Source organism: Cuneatibacter caecimuris, from assembly GCF_004216775.1.
Lineage (GTDB): Bacteria > Bacillota > Clostridia > Lachnospirales > Lachnospiraceae > Cuneatibacter > Cuneatibacter caecimuris.
Genome location: NZ_SGXF01000004.1, coordinates 165,778 through 180,320 on the forward strand (window position 1 = coordinate 165,778; position 14,543 = coordinate 180,320).

Annotated in this window: 16 protein-coding genes; 12 read left to right on the forward strand and 4 right to left on the reverse strand. The window is 42.0% G+C overall.

From position 1 onward, the window contains the following. The first annotated feature begins 99 nt into the window (after positions 1 to 99). The 4 genes from EV209_RS10945 to EV209_RS10965 all read left to right on the forward strand — a co-directional run bounded on the left by EV209_RS10945 (position 100) and on the right by EV209_RS10965 (position 2,760). A complete protein-coding gene (locus EV209_RS10945; protein WP_130435505.1) occupies positions 100 to 1,176 on the forward strand; it encodes a PDDEXK nuclease domain-containing protein in 1,077 nt (358 codons plus the stop codon). Positions 1,177 to 1,375: 199 nt separating this feature from the next. Further along, a complete protein-coding gene (locus EV209_RS16370) occupies positions 1,376 to 1,540 on the forward strand; it encodes a hypothetical protein (RefSeq protein ID WP_165388904.1) in 165 nt (54 codons plus the stop codon). 283 nt (positions 1,541 to 1,823) lie between these two features. Continuing rightward, positions 1,824 to 2,258, forward strand: coding sequence for a hypothetical protein (locus tag EV209_RS10960; RefSeq protein ID WP_130435506.1), 435 nt, complete (start codon positions 1,824 to 1,826; stop codon positions 2,256 to 2,258). Positions 2,259 to 2,448: 190 nt separating this feature from the next. After that, on the forward strand, positions 2,449 to 2,760 hold the full coding sequence (locus EV209_RS10965) for an MGMT family protein (RefSeq protein WP_207220604.1): 312 nt from the start codon (positions 2,449 to 2,451) through the stop codon (positions 2,758 to 2,760). A gap of 175 nt (positions 2,761 to 2,935) precedes the next feature. Here EV209_RS10965 and EV209_RS10970 read toward each other — a convergent pair whose 3' ends face one another. Both EV209_RS10970 and EV209_RS10975 read right to left on the reverse strand, forming a co-directional pair. Further along, positions 2,936 to 4,129 (reverse strand): aminotransferase-like domain-containing protein, encoded by a 1,194-nt coding sequence (locus EV209_RS10970; RefSeq protein WP_130435507.1) that lies wholly within the window; start codon positions 4,127 to 4,129, stop codon positions 2,936 to 2,938. A gap of 107 nt (positions 4,130 to 4,236) precedes the next feature. Further along, entirely contained in the window at positions 4,237 to 4,902 is a 666-nt protein-coding gene (locus EV209_RS10975; RefSeq protein WP_130435508.1) for a DUF4097 family beta strand repeat-containing protein, read from the reverse strand. Between the two features lie 110 nt (positions 4,903 to 5,012). On the opposite strand from EV209_RS10975, the gene EV209_RS10980 reads away from it, so the two are divergent. The 8 genes from EV209_RS10980 (at position 5,013) to EV209_RS11015 (ending at position 13,067) form a co-directional block, all read left to right on the forward strand. Beyond that, positions 5,013 to 5,804, forward strand: a complete 792-nt coding sequence (locus EV209_RS10980) for a MerR family transcriptional regulator (RefSeq protein ID WP_130435509.1) — start codon at positions 5,013 to 5,015, stop codon at positions 5,802 to 5,804. Between the two features lie 306 nt (positions 5,805 to 6,110). Further along, positions 6,111 to 6,527 (forward strand): Hsp20/alpha crystallin family protein, encoded by a 417-nt coding sequence (locus EV209_RS10985; RefSeq protein WP_130435510.1) that lies wholly within the window; start codon positions 6,111 to 6,113, stop codon positions 6,525 to 6,527. A gap of 184 nt (positions 6,528 to 6,711) precedes the next feature. After that, a complete protein-coding gene (locus tag EV209_RS10990; RefSeq protein WP_130435511.1) occupies positions 6,712 to 7,482 on the forward strand; it encodes an ABC transporter ATP-binding protein in 771 nt (256 codons plus the stop codon). Between the two features lie 2 nt (positions 7,483 to 7,484). Continuing rightward, positions 7,485 to 9,119 carry an ABC transporter permease subunit gene (locus EV209_RS10995; protein WP_130435512.1) on the forward strand — a complete coding sequence of 545 codons (1,635 nt, stop codon included), beginning with the start codon at positions 7,485 to 7,487 and terminating at the stop codon, positions 9,117 to 9,119. A 21-nt stretch (positions 9,120 to 9,140) separates the two neighbouring features. After that, entirely contained in the window at positions 9,141 to 10,148 is a 1,008-nt protein-coding gene (locus tag EV209_RS11000) for an extracellular solute-binding protein (protein ID WP_130435513.1), read from the forward strand. Positions 10,149 to 10,180: 32 nt separating this feature from the next. Next, positions 10,181 to 11,287: a 2-aminoethylphosphonate--pyruvate transaminase gene (phnW, locus tag EV209_RS11005; RefSeq protein ID WP_130435514.1), complete on the forward strand. Its 1,107-nt coding sequence runs from the start codon at positions 10,181 to 10,183 to the stop codon at positions 11,285 to 11,287. Beyond that, positions 11,284 to 12,063, forward strand: coding sequence for a phosphonoacetaldehyde hydrolase (phnX, locus tag EV209_RS11010; RefSeq protein ID WP_130435515.1), 780 nt, complete (start codon positions 11,284 to 11,286; stop codon positions 12,061 to 12,063). The genes phnW and phnX overlap by 4 nt, the downstream gene beginning before the upstream one ends. A gap of 410 nt (positions 12,064 to 12,473) precedes the next feature. Then, complete coding sequence (locus EV209_RS11015) at positions 12,474 to 13,067, forward strand: recombinase family protein (protein ID WP_243647574.1); 594 nt, start codon at positions 12,474 to 12,476, stop codon at positions 13,065 to 13,067. Positions 13,068 to 13,429: 362 nt separating this feature from the next. Here the strand turns inward: EV209_RS11015 and EV209_RS11020 are convergent, their stop codons facing one another. Together EV209_RS11020 and EV209_RS11025 are read right to left on the reverse strand one after the other, a co-directional pair. After that, a complete protein-coding gene (locus tag EV209_RS11020; RefSeq protein ID WP_130435517.1) occupies positions 13,430 to 13,639 on the reverse strand; it encodes a DUF6199 family natural product biosynthesis protein in 210 nt (69 codons plus the stop codon). A gap of 12 nt (positions 13,640 to 13,651) precedes the next feature. After that, positions 13,652 to 14,512 carry a MerR family transcriptional regulator gene (locus tag EV209_RS11025; protein ID WP_130435518.1) on the reverse strand — a complete coding sequence of 287 codons (861 nt, stop codon included), beginning with the start codon at positions 14,510 to 14,512 and terminating at the stop codon, positions 13,652 to 13,654. Positions 14,513 to 14,543: the final 31 nt, after the last annotated feature.

The following is a 14,543-nucleotide window of genomic DNA, read 5'->3' on the forward strand; positions in this document are numbered from 1 at the left end:
TCCTGCCAATATTTTTAAAAATTTAACAAAGTGTGAGCAACTTGAAGAGAAACTAAATACGATCGTCTATGATGAAAGAATAGATAAAGGTGGGAGTTTATGGATAAACAAAAGCACAGGGGAAAAGATAAAGAGGGAGTGATTTTTCCAGTTGCTCCAAATCTTTCCGAAATGAGTGATAGTTATTTGCAATTTATAGAAGAAATCAAGAAAGAAATCCAGAAGCAGAGAGTTTCAGTTGTAATGAATGCCAATACAAGTATGATTTGCCTTTACTGGAATGTTGGCAGGGCTATTTTGAAAAAACAAGAGGAAGAGGGATGGGGTGCAAAGGTTATTGACCGTATGTCAAAGGATCTGAAAATTGCTTTTCCAGAAATGTCCGGCTTTTCTCCACGTAATATTAAGTATATGCGCAAATTTGCCCAGTGTTGGGCGGATTATGAAATTGTGCAACGGGTCGTTGCACAAATACCATGGCGTACAAATATTACTTTGATGGATAAATTAAAAACTCAGGAAGAACGTATATGGTATGCTGGTAAAACAATAGAAAATGGTTGGAGTAAAACGATACTTGAGTTACAGATACAAAGCAAATTAATGGAACGTACTGGAAAAACGGTCAACAATTTTCCTGTGGCACTGCTTCCGCTTGATTCTGATATGGCGAATCAAATATTTAAAGATCCTTATTTGTTTGACTTTTTGGGAACCGATATGCCAAGACGTGAGGTGGAAATAGAACAGAAACTAACAGAACATATTCAAAGTTTTCTATTAGAATTAGGACAGGGATTTGCATTTGTTGGGAGGCAGGTTCATTTAGAGGTTGGAGGACAGGATTTTTATTTAGATCTTTTGTTTTATCATTTGAAATTACGTTGCTATATCGTGATAGAATTGAAAGCCTGTGATTTTGAGCCGGGATTTATCAGTCAGTTAAATATGTATCAGAATATAGTGAATGATATTTTGTGCCATCCTGATGATAAACCTACAATTGGGCTTTTGTTGGTTAAGGGTAAGAATAAAACTGTAGTGGAATACTCTTTATCTGGTTATCAGAACCCGATTGGTGTTGCAGATTGGCAGAATCAGCTCGCACAGTCTTTACCAGAGGAGTTCCAGAGCAGTTTGCCTTCGATTGAAGAAATAGAAAAAGAATTAGAATAATAACAAAATTTAAAGCAAAAGTGCAATGACCTTTGCATAAATGGGACAACAGCCATGATGGGGGCAGTGGCTTAAATCAATTCGGTTTAAGCTACCGATTATCGAAAAAGATTTGAGCATAGGTTTGGACAATGGTGAGCAAGTTGAAACGGTATATTTACTGCCTAAACTCCACTAGGATAAACATATTGACGCGGAATTGAAGATGGACGTGCTTGATTTGACAGCTGCGAAGAACAAAGTCACCAATGATGAAATGAATGATAAAAAGGAAGGTTCAAAGGTGGAAGTTAAAAAGGCAATACTAATAGTTTTGGAAATGGATTTGTCATATATCAAACGGAAGAAGGTCAAACAAAAATAGATGTTACACTCAAAGATGTGACCGGTTGGCTTCTATAGGCACAATTATGCAAACTTTACGTAACCAGCAAATATAATATCAGTGAGTATATCAAGCATATTTTTGAAGAGGAAGAGTTAGAAGAGAAATCAGTTGTTCGCAAATTCCGAACAACTGCGGCTAACTGAAAAAGTTATAATACAACACACTTTAATCTTGATATGTTTAATTCTCTTGGATATAGAAGAAATCCTAAATAGCCACAAATATTCGCCGATGGGCTAGCGAATGCATAAAAAAATATATGATAAAAGTATTTGATTATAATATTATTGAAAAGGATGATATGTGGTCTTGCTTTTCTACAAAAATTTTAGCCATTAAGAATGATGAATCTTTTGATAATTTTGAAAGCTTATTAAAATTTTCCACAAAAGAAGACATTAAGATTTTAAGACATTATTGTGAGTACGAAAAACTTTGTCTTGAGGATTTAGGTGCTCGAGGATTTGCTCAAAAACTTAGAAACACAATACACTATCAAAAAATATTGTTAGATGCGAATAAAATGGCGGGAAGTTCTATTAGAGATATTGTCACAGCAATTTATTTGTCTAATACTAATACAAATTCTATGAAGGAATTTAGATATAAAGGTATGGAAATGATTAATGAAATGAGATCATTACAAAGAATTATTTGTAAGATAATTTCAGTAGACAAGGATTACATTGAATAAAAGGGCAGCGATTTAGTTTGTCAAGCCCATATCTATGATGGAGCCAAGCTTAATGGACAATGGTTATAATCTATTATGTTTAATATACCTTTGCAAATGGCTACGCACTATGTCGTAGCCATTTAAGTTACACATGACCAATTTTTAATGCAAATAGAAAAAGTGTACTCTAAAAAAAGAGGATCAAAAATTGAAAACAAAAATCCTACAGGAAGACCTGATCTATGAAATTCTGTCCGCAGTGGAAGAGATACCGGAAGGAAAGGTGGCCACATACGGCCAGATCGCCAGGCTGACCGGCAGGGAGAAAAATGCCAGGCTGGTGGGCAAAGTGCTGAGCATGGCGCAATACTATGGGAGCTACCCCTGCCACAGGGTGGTGAACCATGCAGGACGGCTTGCGCCGGGATGGGCGGAGCAGCGTTTCCTGCTGGAAGCGGAGGGCGTTGCGGTGAAAGACAATAACAGCGTGGATTTGAAAAAATACCAGTGGAATTGCTGAAGCGCTCAAAGCCAGCTATATGTTTAAGAGCGCCGCTGATGCGGCGCTCTTAAAAGAAAGGAATTATGAAAAAGAGAATTTATGTAAAAAGGAAATATCCTTTATATGAATCTACTATAATATTTATATGTGACCGGAGTGTGATGAGTTTCTGAAGAGTTTGTGAAGAAACTCTTTACAAAATCATATCCTTTAACAAATCCCCTAATCTGTGAATTCCTTCGTCAATCGTTTCAGAATCAGCGTTAGTGTAATTCAGACGCATGGTATTTGTGTCTTTCATTCCGATATAGAACGGGTCCCCCGGGACAAACGCAATCTTTTTCTCAAGGGCTTTTGGAAACAGGGATAATGCGCTGATTCCCTCGGGCAGGGTCACCCACAGGAACATTCCTCCATGGGGCCTGGTATACTGGACGGATTTTGGAAAGTACCGGTCCATAGCGTCCATCATGAACTGGGCCTGCGTTTGATATAGCTTCCTAATCTGTGCAATGTGGGCGTCATAATCATTGTGCTCCAGATAATCCCAAATCAGATACTGTGAGAAAATATTGGTGTGCAGGTCGCTGGCTTCTTTTGCTACAGAAATATATTTTAATAATTCCGTATTTTCAGAGATAATAAATCCGGTACGCATGCCGGGAGTAACTGTTTTCGAAAAAGTGCCGAGCAGGATACTGTTAGGAAGTCTGCCCGCACCGATGTAAGGAAGCCGCTCTCCCTCAAACCGCAGGTCGCCGTACGGGTCGTCCTCCACCAGGAAAATATCCTGTTCTTTTAAAATCTCATAAATCCTGTCCCGGTTTTCAGCAGAATAAGTGAGCCCGGTGGGATTTTGAAAATCAGGGATGGTATAAATGAATTTAACGTCATTCTGTAAGGCAGCCTGCAGGTGTTCAATATTTAATCCGGACTCTGTCAATTCAACCGGATAAAAATTAGGCTGATATTGAGAAAAAGCCTGAATAGCGCCCAGGTAACTGGGCTTTTCCACGATAACTCCGTCACCTTTATTTAATAACACCTTTGAAATCAGGTCAAGAGCCTGCTGTGAGCCGGTGGTAATCAGGATATTGTCAATGCTGAGATGAAGGCCAAATTTCTGATTATAACGGTCAGCAATATATTGACGAAGTTCAGGAAGCCCGGCGGTAATGGAATATTGAAACAGGCTGCTCCCATATGTTCTGACTATCCGCTCCATAGACACCAAAAGCTCTTCCTGCGGAAAGGAAACCGGATTAGGAAGGCCGCCTGCAAAGGATATAATTTCTGGATTGGACGCTGTTTTTAAAATACTTCTGATGAAAGACGGCGGGGTTGCTTTGATTCTATCTGATAACAATTCTTCTAATAAATGTTCCATGGGTTCCTCTCCTTGCTGTTTAATGTCATAAAATATTTTCATTATACTGCGGGAAAGAAAAACAGACAATAGTGAAATTTTACGGTTTTGTGAATATAGCCTAATACTTATTTCCCGGTAAACTTAATCTCAATATTACCATTGTTATTTGATACTGTCAGGTTTTTAGCCCCATCTTCTTTGCAAGGCGGGAGATTGCTTTCGCCTTTTTTAATATTGCAGGAAATAGCATATTCATCATAACTTCCGATTATTGTTCCCCGGATATCTCCATTTTTTGAATCAAGACAAATGGTGTTTCCAACTTCCAGATTGTCAAATATAAGATTTCCCCCATTAGAGGCCAGAGAAAGATTATCAATATTAGCCAATGAAGGAGTTGAAATATCTTCATTTGTAGTGGACAGCTTCAACGCCGTGATAGGCGAATCCGGCAGCTGTAGCAATATTTTACGGGAACTGGCAGGGAGTTTTCCTCCTATATAATCCGTCCAATCCTTATTGCTTTCAGTGGTCATGGAGAGCGTATGCCCGTCAGTAACAGAAATATTGTGATACTCCTTATCGGTATCAAAATAGTTAATGTGGATTTGGTTATCAGCAGATGGTGCGACATCAATCTGCCTGTCCCGGACATCAATACAAATTTCCGTGATTTCTCCGGCGTCCGCTGAGTAACGTTTCTCTGTAAATACCTCATTGTTTTGTGCGCAGCCAGTCACACAAGCGGCGCCTAAAATAATACACATTAATATTGCTGCATTTTTTTTCATAAGTTGTTTCCTCCTGTCTGGGTTATGCAGGGCTGTTGATTTGATCAACAATCCATGGTATCCTTATTATAAACTTTTGTGCAACACAAAGGTCAAGGGAGAATTGCAAAATGAAAAAATTTTATTCCGTTGGTATGGCTGCAAAGGCGGCTCATATAACCAGTGAAACATTACGGCACTATGACCGGATCGGGCTCGTAAAACCAAGCAGAAAAGATGATTTTACAAATTACCGCTACTATACAGAGGAAGACCTTGTGCGTATTAATACGGTCCGCGCTTTACAGCAGATGGATTTATCCCTTCAAAAAATCAAAGAAGTTTTAGAATATGAAGACCTTCAAAAGATCATCAGCTTTTTAACGGAGGCAGAAAAAAGAGCGGAGGAAAAAATTAAATTACTTCAAAACAGCAAAGAAAAGATTCAGTTGGCGAAATCTGGATATGAGCGTAAATATCGCGAACAGCGCCATACAGAGGGGATTATCACCAGATATTTTCCGGAACGGGTTATCATGTTGTCTGACACGCTGGAAACCCCAACTCTCAATAATCTTTGGAATTATTTGAGCCATTTCTATAGTAAAATTGAATTACTGCAAAAAGAGCAATTCACATTTGAAGATCTGGCTGGTATTTATACAGAAAACGGGGTGTCTAAACTATTTGCCGTATGTATCCGCTATGAAAATATTGACGGATTAAAGATATTGCCCGGCGGTAACTATCTCTGTACAGACTGCGCAGAAGAGGACAGGGAGAATAAAATAAAGGAATTGCTGCATATAGCACACAATGAACATAATGCCAGCCCTGAATTTATTGTGCAGCAGATTGTTATATCAGGAATACTGCAATGGAATTATCAATTGCAGGTCTATTTAGGAAATCAAAGTATTTAACAATGAATGTATGCTTTTAGGATGCCGCCTGATAAGTCTTGTTTTACAGCAAAACATGAGAATCAGAGAATTCATATAAAAAGATATAATTATTAGACAAATAAAAAAATATATTTAAAAAGCAAATACCATAATAAATTTTCGGATAAATACATTGATTTAAAGTGTTTATATTTTTTTAATAATAACATTAGCACTCAAGGCTTGACAGTGCTAACAATTAATGTTATAACATACACGTAAGAAATAAACAGGCAGTTTTAAAGCTTGAAAAATAAAGCAGACAGGATTAAGGAGGAATGACCTATGTTGATGCCCAGAACTACTTTTGATTTAATTGACGAGATGTTTGAACCTTTCTTTGCGACTCAGGAAAAGCGTCCTGTTGCGATGAAAACAGATATTCTGGAAAAAGACGGAAATTATATTATGGAAATTGATTTGCCCGGTTATAAAAAAGACGAAATAAAGGCAGAGCTGAAAAAGGGTTATCTGACCATTACGGCAGAAAAGACTGCTGAGGACAATGATATGGACAAGAATGGCAGCTATATCCGCCGGGAACGCTACAGCGGCAAATGCCAGAGAAGTTATTTTGTGGGCGAGGCCCTGCGCCAGGAAGATATGAAAGCCAGATTCGAAAATGGTATTCTGACCCTGGTGTTCCCTAAGGAGGCCCCCAAGCAGGTAGAGGAAAACAGATTTATCTCCATTGAAGGATAAGACGAAAAGAATAAACCAGACAGGCTGGGAGTGCCGCAAAACCATTTGTTCAGATGGTTTTGCGGCATTTTTGTTTTACGTAATAATAACATATATTTAATTATGAAAGGATGGTTGATTTAACCTGCCAGTGATAATTTGATATAGGTAAGTATTGAAAAGAGAAATAATCAGGAGGAAAACCATGCTGGAATTAAAACATATCCAAAAGTCTTTTGACGGAAAACCGGTATTAAAGGATATTTCTATTCAGGTTGAGGAGGGAGAAATCGTTTCTATTCTCGGCCCGTCCGGATGCGGAAAAACAACCCTGCTTAATCTTATTCTTGGAATTATAAAAGCAGACAGCGGTGAAATTCTTTATAACGGAGAAGATCTGACGGATGTTTTCATGGAAAAGAGGGGATTTAATATTGTATTTCAGGATTACGCCCTTTTCCCGAATCTAAATGTTTTTAAAAATATTACCTATGGGCTGAAGAACCGTCCGGAGATTTCCAGCAGGAAAGAAGTTGAAGAACTGATTGATCTTCTGGGCCTTCGGGAACATCTTGACAAAAATATTGAGCAGCTTTCCGGAGGCCAGAAACAGCGGGTCGCTTTGGCCCGCACCATGGTGATGAAACCCAGGATTCTGCTTTTGGATGAACCGCTGTCCGCTTTGGACGGCGTGATTAAAGAGTCCATTAAGGACCGGATTAAAACAATAGCAAGGGAATATCATCTCACTACGATTATTGTGACTCATGACCCGGAGGAAGCGCTGACGTTATCCGACAGAGTATTGATTATTAATCAGGGGACAGTCTCCCAGTATGCGCCCCCGGAAAATATTATTCATGCTCCTAAAAACGAATTTGTGCGGAAATTCATTCTGAATCAGTTGGAGATCAAACGGAACAACATATACGCTCTGTTCGGCAACCGGGTGACAGCGGAAACACAGGCAGTATAAATATGAATAAGAAGCAAAAGAATATAGAACTAAAACTTATTTTCTGGATTATCATAACCCTGTTTCTGTTATTTTTGGCAGTTCCTCTGCTGATTTTACTGGTCAAATCTTTCTGGGGAGAGCAGGGCGCGACTTTGGAATTCTATGCTTCTGTAATAACCGGAAAAGATTTTATGCCGGCCTTGTGCAACAGTTTTCTGGTAGCGGCTGCGGCTGCGCTGGCTGCATCTGCGATCGCATTTATCCTGGCGTATACGATCCATTATACAAAGATCCCCGTTTGGATGAAGAGGCTGATTAAAGCAGTGGCCATGCTGCCAATGCTTCTTCCTACCATCACATATGGTTTTGCAATTATTTATTCCTTTGGCAGACAGGGGCTGATCACCAGGCTTCTGGGCATACAGCTTTTTCAAATATACGGTTTTGGAGGGCTTCTTACTGGTTATGTGATTTATACGATTCCGGTGGCGTTTATGCTGATTCATAATACCATGGGATATATTGACAAAAGGGCTTTAGTGGTGTCTAAAGTGATGGGAGACAGGAATTTTTCCACCTTTTGGATCGCGGTGATGCGGCCGCTCCTGGGCACCCTGGCGGGAGCTTTCATACAGGCATTTTTTCTGAGTTTTACAGATTTTGGGATACCGGCTTCCGTAGGCGGAAGCTATGATGTGGTGGCTACGGTCCTCTATAATCAAATGCTGGGAGGAATTCCGGATTTTAACCGGGGAGCTGTAGTGGCGGCGGTTATGCTGATCCCTTCTGTGGGAAGCATTTGCTTGCTCCGGCTGCTGGAGCGGTTCAATATCCGGTACAGCCGGATATCGGAAATCGAGCTGCGTAAGGACAGAGTCCGTGATATTAGTTGGGGAACCACAGGAACTGTATTGTCAGTTGTTGTTTTATCCATCTTTGCAGTAGTGTTTGTGGTGCCAATAGTACAGGAATGGCCATATAAAACGGGTTTTTCTCTGGAACATTTTCGTGCAGTATTTGCAGATAATGAATTGCGGAGCTCTTACATACATTCCCTTACCATGTCATTTTTAACGGCGCTGTTCGGCACAATGCTGGCTTACGGCGCAGCCCTGATCACAGCGCGCAGCACGCTTCATGCAGGATATAAACGTATAATTGACGGCATTTCACTTATAACGAATGCAATCCCGGGCATGGTTTTGGGCGTTGCCTACATGTTTTTGTTTCCGGGGACTCCGCTGCAGAATACCCTGATTTTAATGGTTCTTTGCAACATTGTGCATTATTTTTCCACACCTTATTTAATGATAAAAAATTCTCTTTCCAAAATGAATGCCGGATGGGAGACAACTGCTATGCTGATGGGGGACAGCTGGCTGAAGACGATTGTCAGGGTAATAACACCAAATGCACTATCCAGCCTTTTGGAAGTATTTAGTTACTACTTTATTAATTCCATGGTTACAATCAGCGCGCTGGTATTTATTGCAGGCGCAAGGACTATGGTGCTGACCACAAAAATTAAACAGCTGCAGTACATTAATAAATTCAATGAAGTATTTGTTTTATCATTGCTGATTCTGGCAACCAACCTTGCTGCTAAAGCCCTGTTCTCATGGCTTGCAAAAAAAATATCTAATAATAAACCATAAAGGAAAAGAAAGGAATTTAACATGAAATTGAAAAAACTATCTGTACTATGCCTGACGATGGCAGTTACGATTGCCGCGATATCCGGATGCGGAGCTGATGGCAGTGGAAATGTTTCTGCCGGAGCAGGAGAACAGGTCATCATTTATTCCAATGCGGATGATGAAGCCCTTACGGCAATGAAAAACGCATTGGACGCCAATGGATTTAAGGGAAAGTATATTGTCCAGGGCTTCGGTACTTCTGAACTGGGAGGAAAATTGATTGCAGAAGGAAAAAACCTGGAGGCAGATCTGGTGACAATGAGTACCTTTTATCTGCAGAGCGCCCAGGAAAAAAATAATATGTTCCTGCCGCTGGAATTCGATGTAAACACAATAGAGATTTTTGAAAATTACTGCGCGCCGATTACTTCCCAAGAGGGCGCAATTATTCTGAATACTGAGCTGATGGAACAGGAAGGACTTCCCCGGCCTGAAAGCTTAAAGGACCTTGCGGACCCTGTCTATGAGGGCCATTTGGCCGTCACTGATATTCAATCTTCCTCCACCGCATGGCTTTTAATCCAGGCACTTGCGGACGCTTACGGAGAGGAAGGGGCTGAAGAAACTCTCTCTGCGATTTACAAAAATGCAGGGGAACATATTGAAACCTCCGGTTCCGGGCCTCTGAAATTGTGCCGTGCAGGCGAAGTGGCAATCGGTTTTGGCCTGCGGCATCAGGCAGTGGCCGATCAGGCGGATGGCCTGCCCATTGATTATGTGGACCCGGAAGAAGGGAATTTCTCGTTAACTGAATCCGTGGCAGTATTGGATAAAGGGGAAAAGACTAACCCGGCAGCCATGGAAATGGCAAAATGTATTATACAGAACGGGCGTAAGGAACTTCAGCTGACCTATCCCAACCCCTTGTATAAAGGTGAAAGTTCGGATGCGGCTAACAAATCTGCCTATCCCAAAACATTTAAAGAGCCTTTAACTTTTGAACTGTTCCAAAAACATCAGGAATTATCTGAAAATGCAAAACCCTGATCCATAAAACAATTGAAAGGATGTACAAATTAATGAATACTTATAAATTACTCACCCCCGGCCCTTTGACTACGACGGATACAGTGAAACGGGAAATGCTGGTGGACCGCTGCACATGGGATGACGATTACAAAGCAATTACACAGGAGATCCGCTGCAGGCTGCTGGAACTGGCCGGAGTTTCAGATAAAGAATATACTTCAGTGCTGATGCAGGGAAGCGGGACCTTCGGCGTGGAAAGTGTTTTTTCCAGCATAATCGGCGGTCAGGACAAGGTTCTGATCTGTTCAAACGGCGCATACGGAGAGAGAATGACTCAGATATGCGGCCGGTGCCGTATTCCCTATATCCATTATCAGCAGGTTTATGATAAGACGCCGGACGCGTCAGAAGTAGCGCGTATTTTGGCGGAAGATCCTGGGATCACTCATGTGGCCATGGTCCACAGTGAAACTACCAGCGGAATTTTAAATGACATTCAGGCAGTTGGTAAAGCAGTGAAAGCGGCCGGGCGCACATTTATAGTGGACGCCATGTCTTCTTTTGGCGGGATGGAGATTCCTGTGGCTGAATGGGGCATAGATTTTCTGGTTTCCAGCGCCAATAAATGTATTCAGGGCGTCCCGGGATTTTCTTTTATCATTTGCCGGAGGGACAAGCTGCTTGCAAGCGAAGGAAATGCGCGCTCTCTGTCTCTGGATTTGCTGGACCAGTGGAAATGTATGGAGAAGGACGGGAAATGGAGGTTTACTTCTCCCACCCATGTGGTTCTGGCTTTTGCGCAGGCGCTGAAAGAGCTGGCAGCGGAAGGCGGTATTCCGGCCCGCAGAAGAAGGTATGAAGAAAATAACTGCCTTTTGATCAGAGAAATGGAGAAAATGGGTTTTACTGCTTATATTGACAGCGCTCATCAGGGACATATCATCACAACCTTTTTCTATCCGTCCGAGACTTCATTCTGTTTCGAAGATTTTTACCGGTACATTAAAGAAAGAGGATATGCCATTTATCCTGGGAAGCTCACCGATATGGATACTTTCCGAATTGGAAACATCGGCGAAATCTACCCGGAAGATATTCAAAAACTCATTCATATTATTTCCGAATTTCTTGTGGAACGGAAGGGGGAGGGCAAATGATCGAAGCAGTGATTTTTGACTGGGCAGGAACAACAGTCGATTATGGCTGTTTTGCACCGGTTCAGGCGTTTATGGAATCCTTTGCGCACTTTCATATACCTGTAACAATAGAGGAAACGAGAAAGCCCATGGGGATGCTGAAAATTGAACATATCAGGACGATGCTGAAAATGGAACGGATCGCTGGACTATGGAAACGCGAGTATGGCCGTTTTGCTGATGACAGAGATGTTCAGGCAGTCTATGAACAGTTTGAACCAAAGCTGCTCTCTATTTTGAAGGATTTTTCCTCTCCAAAGCCATTTGTGTTGGAAACAATGGAGCAGCTTCGCAGGATGGGGATAAAAGTAGGCTCTACTACGGGCTATACAGACAAGATGATGAATATTGTGGTTCCCAGGGCCGCTGAACTGGGGTACAGCCCTGATTTTTGGGTGAGTCCTGACAGTGTGGGCGGTGCAGGCCGCCCCAGCCCCTATATGATTTTTAAAAACCTTCAGGAATTACATGTATCATCCGTATATCATGCTGTTAAGGTTGGGGATACGGTTTCTGATATTCAGGAAGGAGTCAACGCAGGAGTATGGTCTGTAGGCATAGTTGAGGGAAGCTCGGAACTGGGGATGAGCCAGGCTGAATGGAATGCCCTGCCAGAGGCTGAGCGAGAGATTCTGGTAAAAAAAGTTGAAAAAACATTCCGGGATGCAGGGGCGCATTTTGTACTTTCAAATCTTTCCGGCTTACCGGATCTGATCTGTGCGCTGGGACTGCAGTAAAATTTGTACCGTTGATTGGCAAGAGATGTGCGTCAGAAGTCAGTAATGTTACAGAATTGCTTATCTGTGGTGATGAAATGATTATGCTTTAGTCAGGCAAGCGCAGGATAGACAGAGAAGTGTGAATCCCAACAAGGGATCAATGCTTCTCTTTTTTCTTTATTTCACAGGAGACTGCGCTTCCAATGAAACAAAGCCCTCCGGAGGATGCGCACTGCGCGCGAAGGAAATATGGCCGCGAAAGCGACTGCGCTTCGGCGTGAGAGTCCGGCCAGCCGGACTCATTATTCTAGTTAAGAAAAACATACTTCAAAGTGGTTTTACAACAGTGTGAAAAAGAGCCCTTTTCGTATAAAATAGTAGCTGTCGGGAAAAACACTACCATCAATAAAACGAAAAGGAGATAGATATTGGTGAAAACATACGGCTATGTCAGAGTATCCACCAGGGATCAGAAAGAGGACCGGCAGATGATCGCAATGCAGGAATCAGGATTTTGTCTGGACAGGATCTATATGGACAAACTCAGCGGAAAAGATTTTATGCGTCCGCAGTACAGGCAGATGGTCAGGAAAATGAGGCAGGGAGATGTGCTGGTAGTGAAAAGCATCGACAGGCTGGGGAGGAATTATGATGAAATTCTGGACCAGTGGAGGTATCTGACCAGAGAAAAGGGAATTGATATTGTGGTGCTGGATATCCCTCTTCTGGATACCAGAAGAACCGACAGAAATCTGACAGGAACCTTTATTGCAGATCTGGTGCTGCAGATTTTATCTTATGTTGCCCAGACGGAACGTGAAAATATCCGCCAGAGGCAGAAAGAAGGAATTGAAGCGGCAAAAAGGAAGGGAGTGAAGTTTGGAAGGCCTCATTTGAAAATTCCGGAGGGATTTGAACAATTAAAAGAAGAATGGGCGGCTGGGCTGGTTTCTTCCCGGTCTGCAGCAAAACAGTTGAACATTGCGCAGGACACATTCCTGAGATGGGCCAGAGAAGGGTAAAATAAGCTTAAACGATGGAAAAACTAGACTTTTTCGCGCGGATAAGATATAATAAAAACAGTTGAGGTTGGCATAACATTCAACCATGATTATGTATAATAAAATACGAACGAAATTTCCTGCTTTTCCGTTCAAGGGAGATATAATGCTTACAAAAGAAAAAATAATCCGGAAAAATATGTGTCTGGACTGCCTGAACAGAGCAAACAGAAACAGAGTAAAGGTTAAAAAATCAGAGGTACTGGTCTACTTCACTCCTGAGATATGCTATTATTGCGGCAGGCCCAGGCACATATTGCGCAGACTGCGCCGTTTATCCATGTGGAAAATGCTGTTTCTGCGCCTTCCGCATGAGAAATATGTTAATCAGGCAAAAAAGGAATAATCGCTGCTGCCACGGCGATGATTAACAGGAAAACGCCTCCGATCCGCACGGATAAAAGATAGAGGTTGGAAGGATCACCGCTGGAGTAAGATTTCCATTCTTCGGTAATATGCCATACCAGATCAGGTTTCAGCAGAAATACGAGCCCCAGAACAAGAAAAACAAATGCAGCAATCATATATAACATGATAGTTTCCTCCTATCGGATTGATTTCATATAGTCCAAAAATTCACGTATATCTTTGCTTAAAAACAAAATTAAAAATAAAGCAATATCGTAGAAAAAAAACATCGTGATCAAAAGGCTGGCCCAGGGAATTCCCATTCCATAGAGGCCGAACAGGCCGGGGAGCGACGTTGCGAGCCCCAGTCCGGAAAAGACAAGAAGAATAATTCTGGACCAGTTATAGCCCTGGTATAGCATGATGTATAAAATAACATCGATTATAACGCCCACCAGGGTGGACCCCAGTGAACTGCCATAGTCGCCGCCAGAAATAATGCTGGAAACAATCGCCAGGATATCCCGCAGAGCGCTGCAGAATATAAAGATAAAAACCATCTTTTCCCCGTGAGATACCATTCGGGTCTGTTTTTCATAAAATTCTGCGGCTTTTTTTTCGCGTTCTTCTTTTGATTCTCCGTCCAGGCGGCCGAAATTAATATCTATATCGCTGGCCGGCAGGCTTCTGGTATGGGAAGCAGCCTCCAGTTTCATGGCCAGAGTGCTGAAATTCAATCCCGACAAATCCAATTCCTGGGCCACATTCAAAAGTGATTCGTTGAACTTTGTCATCTGCACCAGCCTGGCCCGCCAGGCAGAAGCGATTTCAGGAACTGCCTCAGAGCTGTGCTGCATGGAGGCAATTTCTTCAATGGAAAAACCGGCGCGCCGCAGCACCGCTACCTGTTCCAGCCGGGTTACGTCCTCCAAAGAATATTTCCGGTATTCCCTGCCGTTCTGGTACGTGCAGTCCGGCGCTGCCAGCCCTTTCTCCACATAAAACCGGACGGTACGTTCCGTCAGGCCTGTTCTCTGGCATACCTCTTTTATCTTCATATCATGTCACTCCTTCCCCCTTCTGATACAG